Origin of the sequence: Bacillus altaicus (assembly GCF_042136375.2) — a bacterium.
GTDB lineage: Bacteria > Bacillota > Bacilli > Bacillales > Bacillaceae_G > Bacillus_A > Bacillus_A cereus_U.
In genome coordinates, this window is the sequence record NZ_CM143394.1 from 2,048,597 (window position 1) to 2,074,225 (window position 25,629).

A 25,629-nucleotide genomic window follows, 5' to 3' on the forward strand; every position below is an offset into this window, starting at 1 on the left:
TTATGAGAATACAAAATTCCCTGAAAAATATATTATTTGGTTTGTCTGGACAAATAATCAGTATTGGTATGGGGTTCATTGTTAGAACGGCTTTTATTTATACACTCGGCATAGAATATTTAGGTGTGGATGGACTTTTTACAAGTATATTAATTATGTTTTCACTAGCTAATTTGGGTTTTGATACTGCTATAATTTATAGTTTATACAGGCCTTTAGCTGAAAATGATATTTATAAAATACAGGCATTAATGAACTTATATCAAAAAGCATACAGATTAATAGGATTAATAGTTTTGTTACTAGGGTTATCACTGTTACCATTTCTTCCTTATATAACGAATGCACATACTATAATTGAAAATATTAACATGATCTATCTCTTATTTTTAGTAAGTTCAGTTTCATCATATTATTTTGTGTATAAGCAATCAATTATTATTGCTGATCAACGTAATCATGTTATTTCTAAAATACATAGTATATTCACAATCATATCCCACTCGTTACAAGTTTTTTTATTGATAGCTACAAGTAATTATATTTTGGTACTAATAGTTCAATTAGCATTGAGAGTGATTGAAAATATATATATTGCAAATAAGGCAAATAAATTATATCCATATTTACAAGGGAAAAATAATGCAAAACTATCCAAAAAAGATAGAAAGCTATTCTTTGAAAATTTGTATGCTTTATTATTATACAAAATTAGTGGTGTAGTAATTAACGGAACTGATAATATTGTTATCTCTAAATTTATTGGAATTATTTGGGTTGGTATGTATTCGAACTATTTGTTGATTTTAAACACATTAAATACCTTGTTAGGGTATTTTTTTTATTCTATTACTGCCAGTGTCGGGAATTTAAATGTTAAAGAAGATGCGGAAAAAAAATATTTTATTTTTCGTGTGATAAATTTCGCTAATTTTTGGATATATGGATTTTGTACGGTTTGTCTTTGGAATTTAATGAATCCATTTATAACTCTATGGTTAGGTGAGAATTATGTGTTTAATAAATACATAATATTTGCCATAATACTAAATTTTTTTACTGCTGGAATGCAAAATGCGGCCACAACTTTTAGAGAAACCACTGGCTTATTTAAAAAAGGAAAATATAGACCTATTATAGCGGCTGTTATAAATATTGTAGTTTCTATAATTCTCGCGAAGCAAATAGGAATTGCAGGTGTATTTTTGGGTACTGTTATCAGCAGATTGTGTACCTATTTTTGGTACGATCCGTATGTTATATTTAAATTTGTTTTCAAAAGATCGGTAAAATTATATTTTGTTAGATATAGTTTGTTTGGATTTCTAGTTTTTGTTTCTGTAATCATAACAGATACTCTTGGCAATATCTTTTATACCGATATATTTATAAATATGGTAATACGCAGTATTTTGTGTCTTATTATTCCCAATGTAATTTTTTTAATTACGTTTAGAAAACATGAAGAGTTTAAATATTTACGGGATATAGTAAGACAAATTGTTAACAAAATTCTATCTAAGTTATTAACAAAAAAAAACTTATTTCAGAAATATTAAAAATAGTTGAAGAGCAATATGAGGAATAATAGCTTTCTGGTATAGAAAATGTAAATGAATAAGCAAAAAATATCTAACTTAAATTAGTTCTCATGGTTTTATATAATGAACGTGTGAATTTAGTCAATTTATTTTAGTGGAGGAAATTATGAACGACTGTAAAGGTATGGTACCTAATTTAACTGAATTTTCTGAATTACTTTCAAAGAACCGTATTGAGAATACTACAGTTCCGCGTACAGCATATATCTTACAAATCCACAAAAATCCAGATCAAGTAAATGGGTTTATTAACCAAATTATCTCAGAAGAACAAGCCGATGTATTTGTTCATATTGATAAAAAAACACACAATGAATTATGTAGGAAAATATTAAGAAATCCTAATGTGGAAGTTTTGCATGAGAATATAGACGTAAAATGGGGTGATATAAGCCAGATAGATGCTACGATTTTGTTGCTAAAAAAAGTAATAGATACACAAAAAAGTTACGATTTTGTGTGCCTTAGAAGTGGTCAAGATTTATTGGTGAAAAACGGATTTAAAGATTTTCTATTAAATAATAAAAACAAAATATTTATGACAGCAACTCATATTGAAAGGAGTAATTCAGATGTTTCTTTTCAGAATATCAGTTGGCCAAAGGTAGCAAGGAAACAATACAATGTATTTCATCCTTTTAGAGTTTTTAGAAGAATAATTATGCGTTTATATGGTTGGGGATTTAACATGTTTCCCAACCCATATAAGTTGCCTGAAGAGTTCTCACTTTATCACGGTTCATCGTGGTTTTGTATCCCTTTGGATATTGCAAGATATATTATAGATTTTTTAGAAAGAAATGAATGGTACTATGATGCTTTTAAAAATGCTTTATGTCCAGATGAATGGTTTTTTCAGACAATAATAATGAATTCGGAGTACAAATCTCAAGTTGTAAATAATAATTTAATATACTTGAGGTGGGGCCAGACTTTTAAAACCCGAAATCATCCGATTACCTTCACCTTGGAAGATATCAATTCAATAGAAAGCTCAGATCAATATTTTGCAAGGAAATTTGATCAAAACTTTGATAAATCAGTAATAGAGTATTTTGCAAGTAGAATAAAAATGTAGCATTTAAATCGGCTATCATACTATACGTCTCTGTTCATGTTCTTTCAACGTTTCTACTGTCTAACGGTAAAAATTTGAGATATAAAGTCACTTTATGTTCAGCCGCTTTTATTCTTTTCTCTATTATTAATATCCAATCAATTTACCTCGCTAAACATAATATATAGAAAAACAAGAAAGAGGTGTAAATTGATTTGGCTAATCTGGGAGATCTTAGTGACGTAGATTTAACAAGCAAGATGCCTTCGAATAATGATATTTTGACTTATGATAGTACAAAATCAAAATGGGTTCCAAAATCCCCAGAAGATACATTTAATTCAAACACATATGTGCTTGAATTAAATAGATGGAATGCTAAAAATGATGGAACTGATGCCGTTAACACTTCTCAAGGTATTAATAATGCTTTAAAGTGGGCATCTCAACAAGGATATACAGAAGTTGTATTACCAAAAGGAACGTACTTGATTGATAAAAATAAACCAATTGAACCACAAAGTTACCTAACGCTAAATTTGAATGGTGCAACTTTAAAAATGGAAACAAATAACTTGACGGGATATGCGATTGTGAGTTTCTGTAAAAATCAAGTCTACTCTAGGGTTACAAATGGTATTATCCAGGGAGATAAAGATACGCATGATTACTCTAGCGGAGGAACACATGAGGGAGGATACGGCGTTGCAGTGGGGAGTTTTACTCCGACTGCCGATGGAGGGAATAATACAAGATTTGTATCTTTAGATAATCTAGATATTTTGAATTGTACAGGAGATGCCATTACACTTAACAGTACTTTTGGTCAGATTTCGCCTTTTCCAACATCATTAGCTAGTTCATTTGAACAAGGCTCAATCAGTACAACAGATGGTTCGTTAGTAAGTAGTACGACAAAGATACGCTCCAAATTACAAATTGATATGAAGCAAGCTGCTATTGTAAAGTATGGTTATTTCGGTCTTTATGGGAATGGATTTGGCGGGTTGGGTACCGATATAACATCCGATTATTATGATGTTATTTTTTATAATTTAAGTAACGCATTTATATCCGCTAAAATTAATGTGCAATTTTTTGATGAAGTGGAAGTTCCTAATGGAGCAAGTTATGCTAAAATCGTTCTTCATCAAAGTACTGTTCCTGCTCCCACAAATTGTTTAATAAATGTTCGGGTCCCTTCTTTTTCTCAATATACTTATATTGAGAAATGCAACTTACATCATTGTCGTAGACAAGGGATTACTGTAGGTGGCGCAAAGAATGTGTACATTCGTGATAATGACATTCATCATATCGCAGGTACTGATCCACAAAGTGGAATTGATATTGAAGATGGATATGATTTGAACCAATATATCTATATTGAAAGAAATAATTTTCATGACAATCAAAAATATAACATTATTGTTGTAAATGGGAAATTTATTTATATAGTAAACAATTCTATCATGAATACCATTTCAAATGCTTATGTTGGGGTATCAATTAATGGTGGCGCAGATAGAGTAATTGTAACAGGGAATAATATCCGACTAGCAAAGGTCTTTTTAGCAGGAGATGTTATTTTCTCTAATAATTATGTGTATGGAGCACAAATAAATGCTCAAGGTGTATATGGAAACAGATCTATTAATATATTTGATAATGTTTTTTGTAACAGTAAAATGATTATTGATACACCATTCCCATATGTAGTTAGGGTTGATTCTTGTCGTTTTTTTAATGACGTGGATAAACTTAACTCTTTGTCATCGTTGTATCAGTGGACTCTAGAAGTGAAAAATGAACCACAAACGATATCGAATTGCGTATTTGAAGGACAAGATGTATTATATTTAAATTATTCAACAGCAGGAACATTTAAACCAGGCTGGATTTTTGAAAATACAATATTTAAAAATGTGAAAAATCCAACTTTATTTGCGGGAACGTATACAAATTGTTTCTTTAAAGACATTGTGTTTTTAGGCACACAATCAAGTACAGCAAATTCGTTAGAATTAAGAGATTGTAAGATCATTAGTACGGATATAAATAATACGTTACTTACAGTAAATAATTTCAAATCATTCAAAATAATTAATTGTTACATTGAAAAAACAAATGGAACAGTCTTAAATATTCAAAATGTGTCTGATGATATCATGTTAAGTGGGAATGTTATAAAAATTACAAATGATACTCTTCCAAGAGCTATTATTATTTTAGATGTAGCTTTTGCAGGGAAACAAGCAGTAATTCAAAATAATAATGTAACTGCTACGAACTTAGCACAAGTAGGAATTGATAATAGAACAGCAAGTAATACTCTTCAACTTGTAATGAAAAACAATGTGTTAAATAATGCAACAATGATGATTACAGGGAAAGAATTTCTGCAAGGAAATATTATTTACGGTGTGATTGATCCATACTACCGAATGTCAAGTATCCCAACATCAGGTTATTATGGATTAGGACAAGAAGTGAAAAATTCAAACCCGACTGTCGCGGGATATGTTGGATGGATTTGTACTACAGGCGGATATGCAAATAATCAAACATGGGTAGCATCTAAATATTATTCGAAAGGTAGTAGAATTAATTCGGGTAATCATGTATATGAAGCATTAAATGATGGTACGTCATATACCACTATGCCTACCTTTTCATCAGTTTCCGGTAGTGCAGTTACTGATAATAATATTATATGGAAGGAAATTGGGTCATTAGCAGTATTCAAAACATTCGGATTTATAAACGCATAATGTGTTTATTCACTTTTAGTTATTAATATAGAAAAAAGAAAATCTACTATGTTCTTTTAATAAGCATAGTAGCTTTTCTTTTTTTGCTTAGAATTTTAGGAACAATTATTAGTAGTAATGACTAAAATGAATTATATCTGGCTTATGTAAAACTAATCGAGTTAAGTTTCTTTTCAATTTTTTGTCCTATCATCCTCATATAATCCTAATTGTATTTGTTAGTACGGATTTTTTATATTATTGTCTATGAGTCTAATAAAAAATGATTTGTTTTTAATAGACTCAAGAGTGAAAGGAAGGGAATCAGTAGCCCTTCCTTCTTTTTATTTATTATATTGATATGGTTTAGGAAGACGCTCTAAAAAATTTGAGTGAGGAGTATAATTATATATGAAGAGACTTTTTGATTTGTTAGTTTCTTTTTCATTGTTATTAATTCTCTCATTGCCTATTCTTATAGTAGCTATTTTAGTTAGAATTAAGCTAGGCTCTCCGATCATATTTAAGCAGCAACGTCCAGGGTTATATGAAAAAACATTCCACCTTTACAAATTTCGTACAATGACCGATGCAAGGGATAATAATGGTGAGCTCTTACCTGATCAAATTAGGTTAACCTCATTTGGGAAATTTCTTAGAAAATATAGTTTAGATGAATTGCCGCAGCTTATAAATGTTGTAAAAGGTAATATAAGTTTAGTAGGACCGCGGCCATTATTAATGGGATACTTGCCTTTATATTCTAATGAACAAGCTAAAAGACATCATGTAAAACCTGGAATCACTGGATGGGCACAAGTAAATGGGAGAAATAGCATTTCATGGGATGAAAAATTTAAACTGGATGTATGGTATGTTGAGAATCAAAGTTTTCTTCTAGATTTAAAAATTTTATATTTAACTTTTAGTAAAGTCTTAAAATCAGAAGGCATACAAAATGGTAGCCACGCAACTATGCCAATTTTTAAAGGGAGTATAAAACATGATGAAAAATAATATGAATATCTTGTTTACTAGTTCTGGTAGGAGAGTAGCTTTAATAAAAAAATTTAAGGAAGTTTTTGAGCAAGAAAAAATGAACGGGAACATCATTACTGCAGATTTAAAAGAAACTGCTCCTACTATTTACTTTAGCGATAAGCATTTTGTTGTTCCACGTGTAAATGAAAAAGGGTATATAGATGAGTTATTGAAGATATGTAGATCTGAAGGCATAAAACTAATAATTCCGTTAATTGATACAGAATTGATTCTTTTGGCTAATAATGCGAAGGTTTTTGAAAGTATTGGTGTAAAAGTACTTGTTTCTAGTATGGAATTAAATAAAATAGCCAATAACAAAAAATACACGTATAACTTCTTTGTTTCTAATAATATACCAACGCCCAGAGTATATAGTGATGAAGAAATTGAAAGAAAAGAATATCAATTTCCATTATTGATTAAGCCTTATGATGGAAGTTCTAGTAAAGGTGTAACAAAAATAATGAATGAAAAGGAATTGGAATTTTTTAAGGAGTATATACCTAACGCGATGATACAAGAGTATGTTTCAGGGGAAGAATATACTATAGATATAATGGTAGATTTTTATGGAAATATAAAAACGATTGTTCCTAGGTTACGTATAGAGACACGAGCAGGTGAGGTAAGTAAAGGGATGACCAAGAAGGATAATGAAATTATCAAAGCTGCAGAAAGTGTAATAAAAGCTCTTCCTAATCCTGTTGGATGTATTACTTTACAATGTTTTAAAAAGGAAGATGGGCAAATTACGTTTATTGAAATAAATCCTCGTTTTGGTGGAGGGATTCCGTTATCGATTGAAGCGGGAGCAAATTTTCCACTATGGACAATTGAAATGTGTCAAGGGGAAATGTTTACGGAGCGAGATTTCAATTGGAGAGAAAACTTAACGATGCTTAGATATGATGAAGCGGTTTTTACGGAGAGTACTTAACATGGTGATTAAAGCAATTGTTTTTGATATGGATGATACTTTATATAAAGAAAAGGATTATATCGTAAGTGGTTTTAAAGCAGTGGATGAGTGGATTGAAGAGAACTACAAGAAAACTGGATTTTATAATGCTGCAATTCAATTATTCGATTTTGGGGAAAGAAGGTTTGTGTTTAATAAAACGCTTGAAAAGTTAAACATTCCTTACGATGAAAATTTGATTAGTAATTTGATAGAACAGTATAGGTTTCATAAACCAGATATTCAATTGTTGGATGAAGCGGAGTGGGTACTAAATAATTTAGTTAATACCGTTAAAATAGGACTTATTTCAGACGGATATTTAGTTACCCAAGAAAAGAAGATTAATGCATTAAAGTTAAAAGGGAGATTTCATTCGATAATTCTCACTGATAAGCTTGGAAAAGAATATTGGAAACCGAGCCAAATTCCTTATGAAAAAATAAGTAAGGAACTACAGGTTCCTCATCAGCAGTGTGTTTATATAGGAGATAATTTAAGTAAGGATTTTATAACTGCTAAGAAACTAAATTGGATAACAATTCATATTAATAGAGAAGATGGGATTTACCGTAATCTTATAGTTGAGCAAGATTATAAAGCGCATTATACAATTAATAGTTTAAGAAGACTTCCAGAGATCCCTGTATTAAAGCATATGTTTTTAGATACATAATATTTAAAATATGTATAAAGGGTGTGTTTACATGCAAACAGTTCAGCATAAAAAACGAATCTATCTCTCTTCACCGCACATGGGCGGAAATGAACAAAAATATATTCAAGATGCATTTGACTCAAACTGGATTGCCCCTCTTGGCCCAAATGTAGATGAATTTGAAAGAGAACTTGCATCTTTTGTAGGAGTTAAAGGTGGGACTGCAGTTAGTTCAGGTACGGCTGCCATTCATTTAGCTTTACGGTTATTAGATGTTCAAGAGGGAGATACAGTGTTTTGTTCAAGTTTCACCTTTGTAGCGAGTGCGAATCCGATTGTTTATTTAGGTGCTGAACCAGTGTTTGTTGACTCAGAATCGGAAACATGGAATATGTCACCACAAGCGCTAGAACATGCATTATATGATGCTAATAAGGCGGGGAAATTACCGAAGGCCGTTATTCTTGTTCATTTATATGGACAGAGTGCTAAATTAGATGAAATTCTTTCGCTTTGTAATCAATATGATGTTCCTATCATTGAGGATGCAGCAGAATCTCTAGGTTCTACATATAAAGGGAAAGCAAGCGGTACATTTGGGAGGTTTGGGGTTTATTCATTTAACGGAAATAAAATTATTACAACTTCGGGTGGTGGAATGCTTGTATCTGATGATACGGAAGCATTAGTGAAAGCGAAATTTTTAGCGACGCAAGCAAAGGATCCAGCACCACATTATGAACATAGTGAGATAGGATATAATTATCGAATGAGTAATATTTTAGCTGGTGTTGGGAGAGGGCAATTAGAAGTGTTAGAAGATAGAGTGAGGGCGAGAAGGCGTATATTTAATCGGTATTATGAAGAATTATCTCACATACCTGGATTTTATTTTATGCCGGAATTAGAAAATACTCGCTCGAATCGTTGGCTTACAACTATGATGATTGATGAAAAGGAATCGGGTATCTCTATTGGAAAATTATTGACAACTTTAGCAGAAGAGAATATTGAAGCACGTCCTACGTGGAAGCCACTACATATGCAGTCACTTTTTAAAGAAAGTAAGTATTATTCTCATCAGAAAGATAATGATGTATCCGCAAGGTTATTTGAAAAGGGGATTTGTCTTCCTTCTGGGTCCAATATGATGGATGAGGATCAGTGGAGAGTTGTTCAGGCGATTATAAATATTATATAACATGGGATAATTCACAGAGAAACAAGTACATATTAATGTTCATTATAATGAACATTAACGTTGTTTATTTGGTGTATATTTCCATTATTATATTGACGTGAAAGTAATATAATGATAATTTAAATGTATCTATACCTAGGTTTATAGGTGAATTAGGATGTATGGTTGATTGGGAGTTAAAATGTATATTTTAGTTCTTTAAAAAGAATTAAGTCAAGGGGAAAAGTTGTATTAAATAAAAAAGAACCTTTGCGGTAACTTGTTGTATAAGGGGTGGGGAAAATGAGTGCTATAACAGGTATTATTCATTTTAATGAAGAAACTATATCGATTCAGCATGGCACACAGTTAATGAGTTATTTACAAAAGTACCCTGCTGATGATATTCAAATATGGCATAAAGAAAATGTTTTTCTGGGATGTCACGCACAGTGGATCACACCAGAATCTGTTGGTGAACAATTACCCTTTTATAATTACGAAAAGCAACTGGCAATTACAGCAGATGCTATTATTGATAATCGTAATGAGTTATTTGAAAAATTACAAGTGGATTATGCAGATAGAAAAAACATGACAGATAGTGAGTTGATTTTACTCTCTTATCAGAAATGGGGGGAAGCGGCTCCAAAATATTTGGTAGGCGATTTTGCCTTTATGATTTGGGATGAGAAAAAACAAACCCTTTTTGGAGCAAGAGATTTTTCGGGAAGCCGAACCCTTTATTTTTATCGTGGTGAGGAAAAGTTTGCTTTTTGCACTATTATAAATCCGTTATTTACTCTACCATATGTTGAGAAAAAATTGAATGAGCAGTGGCTTGCTGAATTTTTAGCTATACCTGTAAATTTCGAATCAGTAGATTCACAGCAAACAGTTTATAAATATATAGAACAGGTGCCTCCATCACACACTATTTCGGTAAAGAATGGCAAAGTTAATTTTTCGCGATACTATACACCAACTACTGGGAAAATGCTTAATTTAAAATCAAATGAAGAGTATGAAGAGGCATTTCGAGATGTGTATCAAAGTGCGGTGAAGGCACGTTTAAGAACACATCACAAAGTAGGAGCTCATTTGAGCGGAGGGCTAGACTCTGGTTCTGTCGTTAGCTTTGCTGCAAAAGATTTACGTGCTGAAAATAAAAAATTACATACGTTTAGCTATGTCCCAGTAGAAGGATTTGTAGATTGGACACACAAAGGTAGGATAGCCGACGAAAGACCATTTATTCAATCAACTGTAAAGCATGTAGGGAATATACAGGATTATTATTTAGAACTGCCGGAGAGAAGCCCACTATCGGAAATTGATGATTGGCTGGAAACAATGGAGATGCCATATAAATTTTTTGAGAATACTTTTTGGTTGAGTGGAGTTTATGAAAAAGCATCTCAGCATGGAATAGGGGTACTCCTTAGTGGCCAAAGAGGTAATTGGACAGTATCGTGGGGGCCTATTTTAGATTATCAGGCAATGTTGTTAAAAAAGCTACATTGGATGCGTTTTTATCGTGAACTATATTTATATAGTAGAAATCTAGGCGTGAAAAAATCACGTGTTTTTGAAGTGGTAAAAAGAAAGGCATTTCCATTTTTACATCAGTTACTTTCTTCAGAGGAACAAGATGTTTTTCCTAGGATAATCAATCCGGAATTTGCAAAAAAAATGAATGTTTTTGATAGACTCAAAGAACAGGATATTGATATAACAGGTACCTCTATCTCAAATGCATATGACATGAAAAGAGAACAGTTTGAAAAAACATATTATTGGAGCATAAATGGAACGTATGAAACGAAATTATCGTTACGTTATGCTTTATGGGATCGCGATCCTACAAATGACTTACGGATTGTTCAATTTTGTTTGTCAGTCCCGGAAGAACAGTATGTTCAAAATGGTGTAGATCGATCTCTTATTCGGAGAGCTACAAAAAATTTACTTCCTGATAAAGTACGATTAAATCAACGGGTTCGGGGTGTTCAAGGTGCAGATGGTGTTTACCGTATGGCTCCTTTTTGGAATGAATTCATTGAGGAAGTTGAAGAACTTAGTGTAGATCCAATAATCTCTGAATTTCTAAATGTAGAGGTAATTAAGAAAGCTATCTCGAAACTCTGTAAAGAACCTCGACCAGAGTATGCATTTGATCTAGATTTTAGAGTTTTAATGCGCAGCTTAATCTTCTATCGATTTATAAAAAAATCAATATGAAAGGAGGTGATACGTATGAAAAAGGAATGGAAACAACCTGTATTAGAAGTACTTAATATTAATATGACTATGGCGGGGCCTGGACATAAATATCCTGACTCGATTCAACCTGATCCAGATGATCCAGTGAAGTATAGTTAAGTCACTGGAAAATAAGCTCTTATATAACTTTGTTATATAAGAGCTTTCAAAAAATTGACAATGTGGGGTGAATAGGATGATCAATTCTATGGAGAATGTGTTATACAAAGCCTTCGGGTTAAAAATAGTAAGTGAAATCCCATTACCCGAATTGTCTGAGCTGAATGAAAAGAAAGAAATGGCGGATGTTCAAATTGAAATAACGGATTTATCTGAACAATGGGATAAATATAGCGAAGAACAGAAAAAAATAATTGTAGTGGAAGATGATGTAGTGATGTTTCATGTTCCTCAGACTGCAATATTTTCTGTCCAAGCGGGCGAGAGAATTATTTTTTCACCTATGCCAGGGGCGGAAGAAAATAAAATCCGACTATATATTCTGGGGACTTGTATGGGTGCACTTTTAATGCAACGCAAAGTACTTCCGTTGCATGGAAGCGTAATTGCTATAGAAGGGAAAGCATATGCTCTAATTGGTGATTCAGGAGCCGGAAAATCAACTTTAGCCTCGGCTTTTTTAAGTAAAGGATACCAGTTTTTAAGTGATGATATAGTCGCTGTGTCTCTTTTATGTAAGAATACCCCAATAGTCCATCCATCTTATCCACAACAAAAATTATGGAAAGAAAGTTTAGATGAGTTTGGAATGGGAATAACGCAATATAGCTCTTTGTTTGAAAGAGAAACGAAGTATGCTGTTCCTGTGAATTCTCAATTCTTTCCTGATCCATTACCTCTTGCTGGTGTTATTGAATTAGTAAAAACACAGGGAGAAGATATTGAGATGACCCGTATAGAAGGGCTCGCACGCTTGTATAAATTATACCGTCATACTTTTAGGAGTTCTTTGATTTCTAAATTAGGATTGATGGAATGGCATTTTGAAACTTCAACTAATATTGCAAGTGGAATGGAAATGTTTCAAGTAAGCCGCCCGGCCTCAAGATTTACAGCTCATGAGCTTGTGGAAGTTATTTTAAGTGCTATACAGAAAGGGAGTATGGTTGATGGTTGTCCACTCGAGAAAAATATCATTAGAACATAACGTTGTCCAAAGTAAGGGTAATATAGTAAGCGATATGGATGGAGAAAAAGTTATGTTAAATGTCCAGAAAGGAAATTACTATAACTTAGGTGAAATAGGCGGAGAAATATGGGAGCTTATTGAAAAGCCAATAATAATTAATCAGCTTGTTACTATGCTAGTATCTAACTATGATATTGAACGAAAAGATTGTGAAGAGCAAGTTCTTTCCTTTTTAGAGTGTTTGTTTCAAGAAGGGTTAATTCAAATAAAAGATCAGCCTAATAGATAGATTCGTAATTTCAAAAGAACTGTTAGGAAGGGATTAATAAATATTGTGAAAAGGTTAAGGATGTTTTTATCACTGAACATGAAAACAAAGCTCTTATTTTTAGAGGCTTTTATTTTTTTAGGATGGGCACGTGTACTAAAAAATATTACATTTTCCAAAGTTGCACCTTCTTTAGGAGATTACATGAGTGAAACGTCAAGTACTCATATTCAACCGCACGGAGATACGCTAAAAAAGGTGTCCGAAGCAATTTCTATTATGAGTCTTTATACTTTTTGGGAAAGTCAGTGCCTTGTTAAAGCTATAGCTGGGATGAAAATGCTCGAAAAACGTCATATTGATAGTACTCTTTATTTAGGAACCGCTAAGGATAATAATGGAGAATTAATTGCACACGCATGGTTACGTAGCGGTTCTTTTTATGTTACTGGATCAGAGGGGATGGAGAAGTTTACTGTCGTTGGATCATTTGCAAAGAGGTTAAGTGAGGACACTATTAAAGGAGAGTAAAATGAGGAATGATTTTGGTCTTGATGTAGAGTTCATGTCTAAGGAATTGAAATTTCTTTTTGCAATTTTGAAGTTACAAGATGACGAAACATTGCAAACTTACAGTAGTGAATGGTTTGCAGATATTGATTGGGAGGTTTTTCTTGAGCAAGCTATGCATCATCGTGTTTATCCGGTGATTTATAAAAAACTTAAACAGGTAGATGAGGAACGAATTCCTTCACATGTTGTACAAACTTTAAATAGAAAATATAAAAATAATACATTTCAAATGCTTTATTTAAGTGCTGAAATGGAACGAATAAATAAACTTTTTAATGAAAATGAGATTCGTACGATGTTTCTAAAAGGGCCTGTACTATCTCAGGATTTATATGGAGATATTTCTTTGCGAACATCCTGCGATTTGGACGTTCTCATTCCTATTCAAAATTTAGAAAAAGTAGAAAAACTACTTTTAGAGCAAGGATATGTGAAAGATGATTATATTCAAACGATATTAAGTGATTGGAAATGGAGGCATCACCATATAACATTTTTCCATCCAACAAGGCGAATCAAACTTGAAATTCATTGGAGGTTAAATCCCGGACCGGGTAAGGAACCTGGGTTTGAAGAACTTTGGAAGCGAAAGAGAAAAAGTACACTTACGAGTAATTCGGTATATATGTTAGGAAAGGAAGACTTATTTTTATTTCTTGTATCTCATGGTGCCAGACATGGTTGGTCCAGGTTACGTTGGTTAGTAGACATAAAAAAAATTGTCGATCAAGATCTTAACTGGAATGAGATTCATAAATTAATGAGAAAATACCAAATACTTCATTTGGGAGGACAAGCATTAATTTTGGCATCACAATTGCTAGGTACACGACTAAATGAAAGAATGACGGGATTAGTAGCTAAAAAACATTCGAAGCAGCTAGCACAAGAAGCACTGTTTTATTTCAAGAAAATGATCAACTTGCATTCTGAACCTGTTCCTGAAGAAGTACTTGCTTATCATAGTAGACATTTATTTTCACTGATGTCTAATCAGCAAAAAATTATATTTATTTTGAGCCAACTTTATCCTTATCCAATTGATGCAAAAACATTACCGTTACCTAAATCTCTTCATTTTTTATATTTTCCTTTACGTCCGTTTCTATGTCTTTGGAGGAAAACAAAGGAGCTTGCTTTGTTATAGGGGGAACATCGATGAATCATATTATATATTTTATGAAGAAATTATATTCTTCTGCAGGGAAAATTCTGTATGTGAATTTGTTTGGTATGGTTTTAATAAGTTTACTTGAAGGGATAGGTATTATTTTATTAATTCCTATGATAAGTATGACTGGAATAATCAATGTAGGTGAGGAGACTGCTTTTATTGCACCTGTCTATAGGTTTTTACAGAATTTCCCTAAAACAACAAGTTTAATTTCTATTTTAGGTATATATATACTAATAGTGTTAGGTCAAAATCTACTACAAAGAAACATAACGCTAAGGGATGCGAGAACGCAACAAGCTTTTGTACGAGAATTAAGAATAGAAACATATAGTATGATTTTAAAAGCGAAGTGGAGTTTTTTTTTAGAGAAAAGGAAAACAAATCTAATAAATATATTAACTACAGAATTAGCTCGCGTAAGTTATGGGGTTAATTTAATTTTACAATTGTTAGCTGCTATTCTGTTTACATTCATACAGGTGGGGATTGCGTTTTTATTATCACCCCAAATAACTATATTTGTTTTGGTCTTTGGCTTATTATTCTTGGTAGCTTCTCGTGTTTTTATAAAAAAAGCACGAATACTAGGCGGTAAGACCTCAAAATTGGCACAAGGCTATCTTTCTGGTATAACAGATCATTTTAATGGAATTAAAGATATAAAGAGTAATACTTTGGAAGCATCACGTTTAGATTGGTTACAATCTATAACAGGAAAGATGAGTAACGAACAAATGGAGTATATGAGAATAAGATCGAACTCTCAATTGTTTTATAAAGTTTCAATGGCTATTTTAATTGCATTTTTTATATTATTATCAGTAAGTATATTTAAAGCTCAACCGGCCCAATTACTATTAATCATACTCATCTTTTCGAGGATATGGCCACGATTTATGACAATTCAGTCAAATTTAGAACAGCTTGCTGCAAGCATTCCTGCTTTTAAGTCATTATGGGAATTACAAGGGGAATGTATTGAAGCGATTGAAATGCAGGATATACATCAGCAAAAACATATAAAGCCGATTTGTATAGAACAGGGTATTGAATGTAAGGATATTTATTTTCGGTATAATAAGAAGGAGCATTTGTATGCACTTCAAAATATTAATGTGAAAATACCAATCAATAGTATGACGGCTATTGTGGGACATTCGGGAGCTGGGAAGAGTACATTAATCGATGTTTTAATGGGATTGATTCAACCAGAGAAAGGTCAAGTATTAATAGATGGAACTCCTCTTACAAGTGAAAATTTATTGTCATTGAGACGGGCTATTAGTTATGTGCCACAAGATCCTTTTTTATTTAATGCAAGCATAAGAGAAAATTTATTGATGATTGAGCCGAATGCGAGTGAAGAACAAATTTGGACTGCATTAGATTTTGCGGCGGCAGCTGAATTTGTACGAATGCTTCCAAAAGGGCTTGATACTCTCATTGGAGATCGTGGAGTGAGACTTTCAGGTGGTGAACGTCAACGACTTGTACTAGCTCGAGCTATTTTAAGACAACCATCCATTTTAGTATTAGATGAAGCTACGAGTGCATTAGATACTGAAAATGAAGTAAAGATCCAATCAGCAATAGAAAGATTGAAAGGAACGATGACTATTGTTGTTATTGCGCATCGGTTATCTACGATCCGTAATGCAGATCAAGTTATTGTTTTAGGAAAAGGTGAAATTGTTCAAAAGGGTGAATTTAATCAATTGGCTAAAGAGAGAAAAGGTGTGTTTCGAAATTTATTAGGGTCACAAATGGAAGTGGGTTCATAGAGGAGAAAGATTGAATGAAATTTTGTATTATTGTAATTAGAGTTGAATGATAGCCCGGATAATGGTCAGTTATAACAGATCTTATTCGGGCTTTTATATTTGTATTTTGTAAATTTAGGGAATAAATATAATTTAGTACCTTGCAATAAATAGTACTGAGTGGTATATTATGGGTAAAGCAGGTACCGTGTATTGAACAGTACTAAAATGAGAAAGGGGGATTGTCCTTGAACGTTCAGTTTAAAAAAGGTGTGTTAGAACTGTGTGTATTGGCACTTGTAAAACGTAAGGATTGTTATGGTTATGAACTTGTTCAGCAAATCTCTAATAAATTTTTAATATCGGAAGGTTCTGTATATCCGTTATTACGTCGTTTAACGAAAGAGGGATATTTTCAAACGTATTTAAAAGAATCCACGGAAGGACCGCCCCGTAAATATTATCAACTAACAGAGCAAGGAGAGATGCAACTTACGTTATTAGTAACAGAGTGGCGTGATTTTGCTAAAGGTGTTCAAGAAATTATTGAAGGGGTGGAATGGGATGAGTAAAGAACAGTTTCTTAAAGAATTATCAAGTCATCTTAGAAAGTTACCAGAAGAAGAGCGACAAGATATTTTATTTGATTATGAAGAGCACTTTCAGTTTGGGATGGAAGAGGGGAAAACTGAATCAGAAATAATAAAGGGACTTGGCTCTCCAAAGGTAATTGCGAAAGACTTGCTTGCTTTGTATCGCTTTGATGAGATGAAAAAGGATCCATCGACTTCGAATATAACAAGAGCTGTCATGGCGGCGGTTGGACTTAGCTTGTTTAATTTTATTATTGTGTTAGGCCCGTTAGTTGCAATTATCGGTTTTATATTTTCTTTTTGGGTCGGTGGGATTGCTAGTGTAGTGACACCATTTTTCGTTATTGTAAAAGTATTTATGGGCACTTTTATATGGTTGGATCTTTTCGTTAGTATAACGTTTGTTGGAGTAGGTTTGTTGTTATGTATTGTAGCTTATTATAGTACGAGGTGGTTTAAAAGATTATGTGTACGCTATGTAGTCTGGAACTTCAAAATGATAAAAGGGGAGTAGATGATGAAAAAGATATTATTAGTAGCTATCGCTTGTATCATTATTGGAGTAATAGGGATTTCACAAACATATGAAAAAGCAGTACAAACTGCAGAAAAAGGAGATAAAGAGGACGTAATTAAAAACGAAACGCTAAAAAATGTAGAAGTTAAGTTAGATGCAGGAGATATTGTTGTCCAAAAATCTCCTGATTCCTCTTTTTATGTAAAGCAAACAGGAGACGTAAGTAAACAGGAGATTCGTATTGCTGAAGATGGTGATACGTTAAAAGTCATAGGGGAAATAGAAAAAGGTGTTTCATTTGATTTTTCATTTTACAATTTTGGATTTCAAACGCCTAGATTGACTATATTAGTACCTGAACGTTCTTATCAAGAGATAAAAGTAAATTCATCCGCTGGACAAATAGAAATAAGTAATGTGAAAAGTGACCGCGTAAGTGTTGAAACACTCGCCGGAGAAGTGGATTTGAAACATGTAACAGCAAAGAGTGTAGAGGGGTCTACAAAAGCTGGTAAGGTGAATTTTAAAAAAGTAATAGGGAAAGTAACAGCAAAAACGGCTAGTGGGGATATAGATATTATTGATCATGATTCTAAATATGATTTAGAGGCAAGTTCAACTGCTGGAGATGTAGATATTACTTTATTGGAAAAACCACAAGATGCAGTTATCACTGGGCAAACCGCTGCTGGAGACGTGACAATTTTTAAAGAGGACAATAAAAATATAACGATTGGTAATGGTAGTAAAAAGATTAGCGGTAAAACCGCTGCTGGAGATGTTACTATTGAAACGCGTTAATAATTAATGAAATGAATTCTTTTGAATGAACGGAAATCTATCAAAATATAAAAAGAAGATAATGCCCTATATAAATAAGGGAATTATCTTCTTTTTATTATTTTTAATGTAAATCACGATATACGCCAATTACTTTTCCAATAACTGACACTTGTTTTAAAATAATAGGTTCTAGTGAAGAGTTTTCCGGTTGTAGACGGAAATGATCTTTTTCTTTATAGAAACGTTTAACAGTTGCTTCGTTATCTTCTGTTAAAGCAACTACAATTTCACCGTTGTTTGCAGACTGTTGTTGGCGAACAACAACTAAATCACCATCAAAGATACCAGCTTCAATCATGCTATCTCCAGAAATACGTAACATAAACACTTGATCTGCTCCAGCAACGATACTAGCTGGAAGTGGGAAGTGATCTTCTACACTTTCGACTGCTGTAATCGGTAAACCGGCAGTAACTTTTCCGACGATTGGAACTTGAATAACAGATTGTGTTTCCGTTCGGTTGTCACCTAAAATTTCAATTGCGCGTGGTTTTGTTGGATCGCGTCGGATATATCCTTTTTCTTCTAGTCGTGATAAATGTCCGTGCACTGTAGAACTAGAAGCGAGGCCGACTGCTTGACCGATTTCACGTACGGAAGGTGGATATCCTTTTTCTTGTACTTTTAGCTTAATAAAGTCGAGAATGTCTTGCTGGCGTTTCGTTAACTTTTCCATGTTTTCTAACACCTCGTTTTCTTTCATTTTTCTTATTATTAAGTATAACATGCGAAAAAACATTCTACAAACATAAGTTCGAACGAAAGGCGAATTTATGATACACTATAAGGAAAATATAGTGAGAAAGAAGGGTTCAAAATGAATGCAATTATTTATGCACGTGTGAGCACAACAAAAGAAGAACAGGAAACATCATTATTGCGTCAAAAAGATGAATTATTGCATTTAGCTGAGCGCTATCAAATGGATGTTACAAAGGTAATTGAAGAGCAGGCTAGCGGTTATACAATTGAACGTAATGGCATATTAGAAGTGCTAGATACAATTCGAGATGAACAAGTTGATGTACTACTTATACAAGATGAAACGCGTCTTGGTAGAGGAAATGCAAAGATTGCGTTAATGCATTGTTTACATAAAGAGGGGATAAAAGTTTATACGCACACGCATAGTGGTGAATTACAGCTTTCAGATTCTGATTCGATGGTGCTAAATATAATTGGGATCGTTGAAGAGTATCAAAGAAAGATCCACAATTTAAAAATTAAACGTGGCATGCAAAGAGCAGTGGAGAAAGGATTTCGTCCAGAGAATAATTTGAAAAATCGTCATTTAAGCGTAGGACGTGAGAAAAAAGAAGTGCCAATTGAGGAAATTGTACGTTTGCGCCGGAATGAATTAACTTTTGAAGAAATTGCAGCAACACTTCGTGGTTTTGGTCATGATGTTTCAAAAGCAACTGTACATCGAAGGTATGTAGAGTATACAAAGCAATTGCTTGATAAAGAGGACTAACTATTGTATGATAATAATCAGTTTTGAGTAGAAGGGGGATTCGAGATGCCAAGTCAAGAACTCATTGAACGCATTAACTTCTTAGCGAAAAAAGCAAAAGCTGAAGGCTTAACTGAAGAAGAACAACGTGAGCGCCAATCGCTACGTGAACAATATTTAAAAGGATTTCGTCAAAATATGTTAAACGAATTAAAAGGAATTAAAGTCGTTAACGAAGAAGGAACGGATGTTACACCGGCGAAATTAAAAGCTTTAAAAAAGCAAGATAATGCAAAATTAAATTAAAAGATGGGCGCAGCCCATCTTTTTTTATTTTTTAAAATTGTTATTTAATAACTTTCCAGTTTTCATTTTTCGTTGCTTCTATCCTTTTATGCTTCAATATATAGTTAGCGATAAGTTCAGACATATCTGTTGGTATGTCTTTTACTACTAGTTTATTTTGAAACATAAAGAAATTCCCGCCGCCACTTGCACGATAATTATTCATAACAACGTCATATTCTTCATTCATATTAAGAGGAGTGCCTTTATACTGCAAAGACTCTACTCTCTCACCAATTGGTTTTGAAATGTTTAATACGTACGAAATCCCTTCCCACATATCGTAATTATAGTGTTGCGGCTTTGGTTCTATGTAGGTAGGGGTTACGATGATGGATCCATCTGCTTTTAATGTGAAATAAGAAGCAGAGAGTTCGAGAGCATCTTTTATATCCGCTCCGGTTATTCTAATTACTTTTAATGTATTTGGATAAATATAATTAGAAACGATGTCACGCATTGTTACATGTTTCGGGAAACCTGGAGATGTATTATGGAACAAACTTGTGCAAGAAATTGAAACATTAGCTATATCCATCTGTATTTTATTTATGAATTCAATAAAAGGGTGGTCTTGCAAACGAGTTTGCATAGCATCTGAAATTTGCATGTCCCCATAGATTAGTCCAATAGGTTTATCAAGCCAATTTTGTGTTTTCTCTTCATAATCGTCAACCAAGGAAAGAACATCTTGGTCTGCCGCAATTCCTTGTACGGGCAATAACTCTGAATAACTCTCTTTTTTCACCCATTTTTGTTCTGCTTTTTCGAATGTTACTGTTACTTTTCCAACTGAGTGTCCATTGCATCCGGTCTGTAAAATTGTTACACCATTCATCACGGTGTGAGCGATTTCTCGGTGTTGGTGGCCTGTTAGTAAAATATCTATGCCTTCAATTTCATGGCACATTGCATATCCTTGGTTTTCACCTGTTAAAACTTCAGTCGGTACTCCGGTTTGTAAATCGCGTTCAAATCCCCCGTGATAGGCTACGACTAGTAAATCTGGTTTTTCATGTTTACGGATGTAAGAAACCCATTTTTTTGTTGTTTCAAATGCATCTTCAAATTGTAAATCTTTAATATGATGTGCTTGTTCCCAATGGGGGATGTAATGCGTTGTCACCCCTAAAATAGCAATTTTTATATTTGATTCAATATGTTTTATTATATATGGTTTCCCGAAATAAGGTTCTTTTCTGTTTTTATCTAAAATGTTTGCTGATAGATAAGGGGAATTTGCAGTAGCCACAGCATTATTTAATATATCCATTCCATAATTAAATTCATGATTTCCGATAATTGCAATGTCATACTCTAAGTAGTTGGCTAATAAGGACATTGGGTTTTCCATATCTTTTTCGTATGTAGCGTAATGATAAGTAAATGGTGTTCCTTGAATGAAGTCCCCGTTATCAATTAAAAGAACGTTTGTGTTTTGAGAACGTTCTTTTTTTATAAGAGTGGAAATCTTAGCTAAACCAATGTCTGCTTGGGAGTTATCTTGGTAGTGAATTGGATAAACAGTACCATGTATATCGCTTGTTAATAAGATGTTTAAAGTTACAATTTGATTTTGATTCAATATCATTCACCTTTTCTATTGTTATCTACTAATTAAGCATATCAAATATATGAAGGGAAATTTAATGTGAATGTATAGAATGTGTAAAGATTCTGTAAATAGGGGATTATTCGTGAAAATGTGTGATATATTTCTTCATGTTTACGGAAGGTTATTTTATAAAAACAAAAATGGAGGCATTAATATGTTGAAAAAAGTTTTTGTAATGAGTACAACAGTTGTACTAGCAGCGGGATTATTAAGTGGCTGTGGAACGAAGGAATCAAGTGCAAGTAAAAATGAAGATACGAAAAAAGGTTATGTACCGAAGACTTTAAATGTTCAATTTGTTCCTTCTCAAAATGCAGATACGTTAGAGGCGAAGGCAAAACCGTTGGAAAAGCTATTAAGTGATAAATTAAATATGCCGGTAAAAGTTAGTATTTCAACGAATTACAATACAATTGTAGAAGCGATGGCATCTAAGCAAGTAGATGTAGGCTTTTTACCTCCAACAGCGTATGTGTTAGCGCATGAGAAAAAGGCTGCAAATGTAATTTTACAGGCACAACGTTTTGGTGTAGATGATGAGACAGGCGCTCCTACAAAAGATTTAGTAGACTTTTATAAATCTGAGTTTGTTGTTAAGAAAGATTCTAATATTAACAGTGTAAAAGATTTAAAAGGTAAAAAAATTGGTTATCAAGATGTAACATCGTCAGCGGGGTATGTATGGCCTGCGGCTGTATTGTTAAAAGAGGGAATTGATCCGTTGAAAGATGTGAAACCTGTTACATTAAAAGGTCATGATCAGTCACTTATTGCTCTTTTAAATGGTGATGTAGATGCAGCTGTTGTATTCCAAGATGCTCGTAATATTGTAAAAAAAGATTATCCTAATATATTCGATCAAACGAAAATAGTGAAATTTACGGAGAAAATTCCAAACGATACGATTTCTGTACGTTCTGATTTAGATGCAGAGTGGAGCAAGAAATTACAGGATGCTTTCATTGAAATAGGAAAGAATGAGGAAGGGCACAAAATCATTAAAGAAGTATACTCACATGAAGGATACGTTAAATCTGATGATAGTAAATTTGATATCGTTCGTGAATACGGAAAGAAAGTAAAAACGCAATAATACATATGGAAATGGAAGCTAACTGGAAGGGGTGTAGTTTCAGTTAGTTTGCCGTTTTGAATACATAGAAGGTAGGTAAGATGTGTGATAGAGTTTCGAAATGTCTCCAAAGTGTATCCGAATGGTACAAAAGGATTGAATAATATAAACTTAAAAATTCAAAAAGGTGAGTTTGTTGTAATGGTAGGGTTATCCGGGGCTGGAAAGTCTACACTTCTCAGATCGGTAAATCGCCTTCATGAGATTACGGAAGGTGAAATCATAATAGAAGGTGAGTCTATTACTGCTGCAAAAGGAAAAGGGTTACGACGTATGCGCCGGGATATAGGTATGATTTTTCAAAGCTTTAACCTTGTAAAGCGGTCAACGGTATTGAAGAATGTATTAGCTGGCCGTGTTGGGTATCATTCGACACTGCGTACAACGTTAGGTCTATTTCCAAAAGAGGATTTGGAGCTTGCATTTCAATCGTTAAAAAGAGTGAATATTTTAGAAAAAGCATATGCGAGGGCTGATGAATTATCAGGAGGACAACAGCAACGTGTATCGATTGCTAGAGCGTTGGCGCAAGAAGCGAAAATCATATTGGCAGATGAACCTGTTGCATCGTTAGATCCGTTGACAACAAAGCAAGTGCTAGATGATTTGAAGAAAATCAATGAAGATTTTGGAATTACGACAATTGTAAACTTACATTCTATTGATTTAGCTAGGCAATATGCTACACGCATTATTGGATTACATGCAGGTGAAATTGTTTTTGATGGTTCAGTAGAAGAGGCAACGGATGAAAAATTTGCTGAAATTTATGGGGACGTAGCTCAGAAAAGCGAATTATTAGAGGTGGCAGCTAAATGAATGACGTGACGATATATTCGAAATCGATACCGAAGCCGCCGAGTAAATTGAAACATATGTTAACAGCTATTCTAGTTATTTTACTTTTGTGGGGAAGTAGTGTGCAGGTCGACGCATCATTTGCAAAACTAGTAGTTGGTTTTCCTAATATGATGGATTTGCTGAAAGAGATGGTGCCGCCAGATTGGAGCTATTTTCAAGTTATTACAACAGCAATGTTAGATACAATACGCATGGCAATTATTGGGACGACTTTAGGAGCGATTTTAGCTATTCCAATTGCACTATTTGCGGCAAGTAATGTGTTTACTAGCGCGTTTTTGTACAGTCCAGCTCGATTGATTTTAAATTTTATCCGGACAATACCAGATTTATTATTAGCGGCAATTTTCGTAGCTATTTTTGGAATAGGACCACTTCCAGGTATTTTAGCGCTTACTTTTTTCTCAATTGGACTCGTGGCGAAATTGTTGTATGAGTCAATTGAATCAATTGATCCAGGTCCATTAGAAGCGATGACAGCGGTAGGAGCAAATAAGGTGCAATGGATTGTTTATGGGGTAATTCCGCAAGTAAAAGCGCACTTTGTCTCCTATGTCCTTTATACATTTGAGGTGAATGTGCGTGCAGCAGCTGTTCTAGGCTTAGTAGGAGCGGGTGGTATTGGATTATATTACGATCGTACACTTGGATTTTTACAATATCAACAAACTGCTTCTATTATTATTTATACTCTTGTTGTTGTATTGCTAATTGATTATGTAAGTACATTGTTGCGGGAGAAATTATAATGAGTAAAACGACGATAATCGTACCGAAACCGAAGAAACCGAGTGTATATCGCTGGATTATTTTTATAGCACTTACAGTTATATATGTATGGGCCTTTTCAGGAGTCCCGCTAGAGGGAATAAAGGATACAGCGGGAGAAATTACAAAAGCAATTATGACAGGCGTACTGAACCCAGATTGGTCCTATGTATCTTTACCAGATGGTGAAGATTTATTACATGGTTTAATTGATACGTTGGCAATTGCGATATTAGGTACATTTATTTCTGCCTTTTTATCTGTTCCATTTGCTTTTTGGGCGGCAACGAATATGAGTAGTGGAAAATTAACTTCAGTAACTGGGAAATTTGTACTTAGTTTTGTTCGTACATTTCCTGAATTAGTTATGGCCCTTTTATTTATAAAAGCTGTCGGTCCAGGCTCTTTCGCCGGAGTTTTAGCTTTAGGATTACACTCTATCGGAATGTTAGGGAAACTATATTCGGAAGGAATTGAGAATATAGACAAGGGACCGACGGAAGCGTTAATCGCAACAGGTGCAAATCGGTTTCAAATACTTTGGTATGCAGTATTACCACAAGTGTTCCCGGATTTTCTATCGTATACGTTATACAGATTCGAAATTAATGTACGATCCGCTGCGATTTTAGGTGTTATTGGAGCAGGTGGTATTGGTACTCCATTAATTTTTGCACTGAGTTCACGGAATTGGTCCCGCGTGGGAATTATTTTATTAGGCATCATTTTAATGGTAATTATAATTGATTTTATTTCAAGTTCGATTCGAAAACGGATTGTTTAACGAATTTTAAAAGCATCTAATTCAGATGCTTTTTGTATTTTTAAAGGTTATCAAAAAGGAGATATATCAGAAAATAGTATATTTGTATAAATATACAGATAATTATCTTTATTTTTAAAATAAAAACAATTAAAAAGTATGTCATATTGAATGCCCATACATTCCCTGAATCACTGTTTTTTTTATAAAAAATCAAAAAAACATCAACATATTTGTCGATACATGTTGTATAATTTTGCGTGGGAAGCTATCATATAAATGTATAAAACGTTTACTAACA

25 protein-coding genes are annotated in these 25,629 nt (G+C 33.4%); 23 read left to right on the top strand and 2 right to left on the bottom strand.

The window, feature by feature from the left end:
- Positions 1–2: 2 nt before the first annotated feature.
- From ACE38F_RS10790 to ACE38F_RS10870, 17 genes are all read left to right on the top strand, one after another.
- A complete protein-coding gene (locus tag ACE38F_RS10790; protein ID WP_375370918.1) occupies positions 3–1,559 on the top strand; it encodes a lipopolysaccharide biosynthesis protein in 1,557 nt (518 codons plus the stop codon).
- A gap of 148 nt (positions 1,560–1,707) precedes the next feature.
- Positions 1,708–2,679 (top strand): beta-1,6-N-acetylglucosaminyltransferase, encoded by a 972-nt coding sequence (locus tag ACE38F_RS10795; RefSeq protein WP_341306076.1) that lies wholly within the window; start codon positions 1,708–1,710, stop codon positions 2,677–2,679.
- 239 nt (positions 2,680–2,918) lie between these two features.
- Positions 2,919–5,429: a right-handed parallel beta-helix repeat-containing protein gene (locus ACE38F_RS10800; RefSeq protein ID WP_375370930.1), complete on the top strand. Its 2,511-nt coding sequence runs from the start codon at positions 2,919–2,921 to the stop codon at positions 5,427–5,429.
- A 390-nt stretch (positions 5,430–5,819) separates the two neighbouring features.
- Complete coding sequence (locus ACE38F_RS10805; RefSeq protein WP_341306077.1) at positions 5,820–6,425, top strand: sugar transferase; 606 nt, start codon at positions 5,820–5,822, stop codon at positions 6,423–6,425.
- A gap of 1 nt (position 6,426) precedes the next feature.
- On the top strand, positions 6,427–7,389 hold the full coding sequence (locus ACE38F_RS10810; RefSeq protein WP_375370929.1) for an ATP-grasp domain-containing protein: 963 nt from the start codon (positions 6,427–6,429) through the stop codon (positions 7,387–7,389).
- Position 7,390: 1 nt separating this feature from the next.
- Positions 7,391–8,086 carry an HAD family hydrolase gene (locus ACE38F_RS10815; protein WP_341306079.1) on the top strand — a complete coding sequence of 232 codons (696 nt, stop codon included), beginning with the start codon at positions 7,391–7,393 and terminating at the stop codon, positions 8,084–8,086.
- A 31-nt stretch (positions 8,087–8,117) separates the two neighbouring features.
- On the top strand, positions 8,118–9,269 hold the full coding sequence (locus ACE38F_RS10820) for an aminotransferase class I/II-fold pyridoxal phosphate-dependent enzyme (protein WP_375370917.1): 1,152 nt from the start codon (positions 8,118–8,120) through the stop codon (positions 9,267–9,269).
- A gap of 282 nt (positions 9,270–9,551) precedes the next feature.
- Positions 9,552–11,489 (top strand): lasso peptide isopeptide bond-forming cyclase, encoded by a 1,938-nt coding sequence (locus ACE38F_RS10825; protein WP_375370916.1) that lies wholly within the window; start codon positions 9,552–9,554, stop codon positions 11,487–11,489.
- 15 nt (positions 11,490–11,504) lie between these two features.
- Positions 11,505–11,630, top strand: coding sequence for a paeninodin family lasso peptide (locus ACE38F_RS10830; RefSeq protein WP_002087908.1), 126 nt, complete (start codon positions 11,505–11,507; stop codon positions 11,628–11,630).
- Positions 11,631–11,706: 76 nt separating this feature from the next.
- Positions 11,707–12,678 (top strand): aldolase, encoded by a 972-nt coding sequence (locus tag ACE38F_RS10835; RefSeq protein WP_375370915.1) that lies wholly within the window; start codon positions 11,707–11,709, stop codon positions 12,676–12,678.
- Positions 12,641–12,949 carry a lasso peptide biosynthesis PqqD family chaperone gene (locus ACE38F_RS10840; protein WP_002128586.1) on the top strand — a complete coding sequence of 103 codons (309 nt, stop codon included), beginning with the start codon at positions 12,641–12,643 and terminating at the stop codon, positions 12,947–12,949. The genes ACE38F_RS10835 and ACE38F_RS10840 overlap by 38 nt, the downstream gene beginning before the upstream one ends.
- A gap of 36 nt (positions 12,950–12,985) precedes the next feature.
- Positions 12,986–13,459 (top strand): lasso peptide biosynthesis B2 protein, encoded by a 474-nt coding sequence (locus ACE38F_RS10845; RefSeq protein WP_375370928.1) that lies wholly within the window; start codon positions 12,986–12,988, stop codon positions 13,457–13,459.
- 1 nt (position 13,460) lies between these two features.
- Entirely contained in the window at positions 13,461–14,648 is a 1,188-nt protein-coding gene (locus ACE38F_RS10850) for a nucleotidyltransferase domain-containing protein (protein ID WP_375370914.1), read from the top strand.
- Positions 14,649–14,659: 11 nt separating this feature from the next.
- Positions 14,660–16,459 (top strand): ABC transporter ATP-binding protein, encoded by a 1,800-nt coding sequence (locus ACE38F_RS10855; RefSeq protein WP_375370913.1) that lies wholly within the window; start codon positions 14,660–14,662, stop codon positions 16,457–16,459.
- 227 nt (positions 16,460–16,686) lie between these two features.
- Positions 16,687–17,010 (top strand): PadR family transcriptional regulator, encoded by a 324-nt coding sequence (locus tag ACE38F_RS10860; protein ID WP_002066545.1) that lies wholly within the window; start codon positions 16,687–16,689, stop codon positions 17,008–17,010.
- A complete protein-coding gene (locus tag ACE38F_RS10865) occupies positions 17,003–17,545 on the top strand; it encodes a DUF1700 domain-containing protein (protein WP_341306087.1) in 543 nt (180 codons plus the stop codon). Before ACE38F_RS10860 ends, ACE38F_RS10865 begins: the two co-directional genes overlap by 8 nt.
- A complete protein-coding gene (locus tag ACE38F_RS10870) occupies positions 17,546–18,349 on the top strand; it encodes a DUF4097 family beta strand repeat-containing protein (protein WP_375370912.1) in 804 nt (267 codons plus the stop codon).
- A gap of 103 nt (positions 18,350–18,452) precedes the next feature.
- Here ACE38F_RS10870 and lexA read toward each other — a convergent pair whose 3' ends face one another.
- The gene (lexA, locus tag ACE38F_RS10875) at positions 18,453–19,067 is read right to left on the bottom strand and encodes a transcriptional repressor LexA (protein WP_375370911.1); all 615 of its coding nucleotides are present in this window, start codon (positions 19,065–19,067) and stop codon (positions 18,453–18,455) included.
- Between the two features lie 141 nt (positions 19,068–19,208).
- On the opposite strand from lexA, the gene ACE38F_RS10880 reads away from it, so the two are divergent.
- The gene (locus tag ACE38F_RS10880) at positions 19,209–19,865 is read left to right on the top strand and encodes a YneB family resolvase-like protein (RefSeq protein ID WP_375370910.1); all 657 of its coding nucleotides are present in this window, start codon (positions 19,209–19,211) and stop codon (positions 19,863–19,865) included.
- A 45-nt stretch (positions 19,866–19,910) separates the two neighbouring features.
- On the top strand, positions 19,911–20,150 hold the full coding sequence (locus ACE38F_RS10885) for a DUF896 domain-containing protein (protein ID WP_002014431.1): 240 nt from the start codon (positions 19,911–19,913) through the stop codon (positions 20,148–20,150).
- Between the two features lie 40 nt (positions 20,151–20,190).
- Here ACE38F_RS10885 and ACE38F_RS10890 read toward each other — a convergent pair whose 3' ends face one another.
- Entirely contained in the window at positions 20,191–21,774 is a 1,584-nt protein-coding gene (locus tag ACE38F_RS10890; protein WP_375370909.1) for a bifunctional metallophosphatase/5'-nucleotidase, read from the bottom strand.
- Between the two features lie 184 nt (positions 21,775–21,958).
- Here ACE38F_RS10890 and ACE38F_RS10895 point away from each other — a divergent pair, with 184 nt between their 5' ends.
- The 4 genes from ACE38F_RS10895 (at position 21,959) to phnE (ACE38F_RS10910) (ending at position 25,349) form a co-directional block, all read left to right on the top strand.
- A complete protein-coding gene (locus ACE38F_RS10895; RefSeq protein ID WP_002146246.1) occupies positions 21,959–22,897 on the top strand; it encodes a phosphate/phosphite/phosphonate ABC transporter substrate-binding protein in 939 nt (312 codons plus the stop codon).
- An 84-nt stretch (positions 22,898–22,981) separates the two neighbouring features.
- A complete protein-coding gene (phnC, locus tag ACE38F_RS10900; protein WP_016100236.1) occupies positions 22,982–23,755 on the top strand; it encodes a phosphonate ABC transporter ATP-binding protein in 774 nt (257 codons plus the stop codon).
- Positions 23,752–24,546: a phosphonate ABC transporter, permease protein PhnE gene (gene phnE, locus ACE38F_RS10905; protein WP_002160868.1), complete on the top strand. Its 795-nt coding sequence runs from the start codon at positions 23,752–23,754 to the stop codon at positions 24,544–24,546. Before phnC ends, phnE (ACE38F_RS10905) begins: the two co-directional genes overlap by 4 nt.
- A complete protein-coding gene (phnE, locus tag ACE38F_RS10910; protein ID WP_215553854.1) occupies positions 24,546–25,349 on the top strand; it encodes a phosphonate ABC transporter, permease protein PhnE in 804 nt (267 codons plus the stop codon). Before phnE (ACE38F_RS10905) ends, phnE (ACE38F_RS10910) begins: the two co-directional genes overlap by 1 nt.
- Positions 25,350–25,629 lie beyond the last annotated feature (280 nt).

Excerpts from the sequence above, each read along its gene's own strand:
- ACE38F_RS10790 (WP_375370918.1), top strand. The coding sequence starts at position 3 with ATGAGAATACAAAATTCCCTGAAAAATATATTATTTGGTTTGTCTGGA.
- ACE38F_RS10795 (WP_341306076.1), top strand. The coding sequence starts at position 1,708 with ATGAACGACTGTAAAGGTATGGTACCTAATTTAACTGAATTTTCTGAA.
- ACE38F_RS10800 (WP_375370930.1), top strand. The coding sequence starts at position 2,919 with ATGCCTTCGAATAATGATATTTTGACTTATGATAGTACAAAATCAAAA.
- ACE38F_RS10805 (WP_341306077.1), top strand. The coding sequence starts at position 5,820 with ATGAAGAGACTTTTTGATTTGTTAGTTTCTTTTTCATTGTTATTAATT.
- ACE38F_RS10810 (WP_375370929.1), top strand. The coding sequence starts at position 6,427 with ATGAATATCTTGTTTACTAGTTCTGGTAGGAGAGTAGCTTTAATAAAA.
- ACE38F_RS10815 (WP_341306079.1), top strand. The coding sequence starts at position 7,391 with ATGGTGATTAAAGCAATTGTTTTTGATATGGATGATACTTTATATAAA.
- ACE38F_RS10820 (WP_375370917.1), top strand. The coding sequence starts at position 8,118 with ATGCAAACAGTTCAGCATAAAAAACGAATCTATCTCTCTTCACCGCAC.
- ACE38F_RS10825 (WP_375370916.1), top strand. The coding sequence starts at position 9,552 with ATGAGTGCTATAACAGGTATTATTCATTTTAATGAAGAAACTATATCG.
- ACE38F_RS10830 (WP_002087908.1), top strand. The coding sequence starts at position 11,505 with ATGAAAAAGGAATGGAAACAACCTGTATTAGAAGTACTTAATATTAAT.
- ACE38F_RS10835 (WP_375370915.1), top strand. The coding sequence starts at position 11,707 with ATGATCAATTCTATGGAGAATGTGTTATACAAAGCCTTCGGGTTAAAA.
- ACE38F_RS10840 (WP_002128586.1), top strand. The coding sequence starts at position 12,641 with ATGGTTGTCCACTCGAGAAAAATATCATTAGAACATAACGTTGTCCAA.
- ACE38F_RS10850 (WP_375370914.1), top strand. The coding sequence starts at position 13,461 with ATGAGGAATGATTTTGGTCTTGATGTAGAGTTCATGTCTAAGGAATTG.
- ACE38F_RS10855 (WP_375370913.1), top strand. The coding sequence starts at position 14,660 with ATGAATCATATTATATATTTTATGAAGAAATTATATTCTTCTGCAGGG.
- ACE38F_RS10865 (WP_341306087.1), top strand. The coding sequence starts at position 17,003 with ATGAGTAAAGAACAGTTTCTTAAAGAATTATCAAGTCATCTTAGAAAG.
- ACE38F_RS10870 (WP_375370912.1), top strand. The coding sequence starts at position 17,546 with ATGATGAAAAAGATATTATTAGTAGCTATCGCTTGTATCATTATTGGA.
- lexA (WP_375370911.1), bottom strand. The coding sequence starts at position 19,067 with ATGGAAAAGTTAACGAAACGCCAGCAAGACATTCTCGACTTTATTAAG.
- ACE38F_RS10880 (WP_375370910.1), top strand. The coding sequence starts at position 19,209 with ATGAATGCAATTATTTATGCACGTGTGAGCACAACAAAAGAAGAACAG.
- ACE38F_RS10885 (WP_002014431.1), top strand. The coding sequence starts at position 19,911 with ATGCCAAGTCAAGAACTCATTGAACGCATTAACTTCTTAGCGAAAAAA.
- ACE38F_RS10895 (WP_002146246.1), top strand. The coding sequence starts at position 21,959 with ATGTTGAAAAAAGTTTTTGTAATGAGTACAACAGTTGTACTAGCAGCG.
- phnE (WP_002160868.1), top strand. The coding sequence starts at position 23,752 with ATGAATGACGTGACGATATATTCGAAATCGATACCGAAGCCGCCGAGT.
- phnE (WP_215553854.1), top strand. The coding sequence starts at position 24,546 with ATGAGTAAAACGACGATAATCGTACCGAAACCGAAGAAACCGAGTGTA.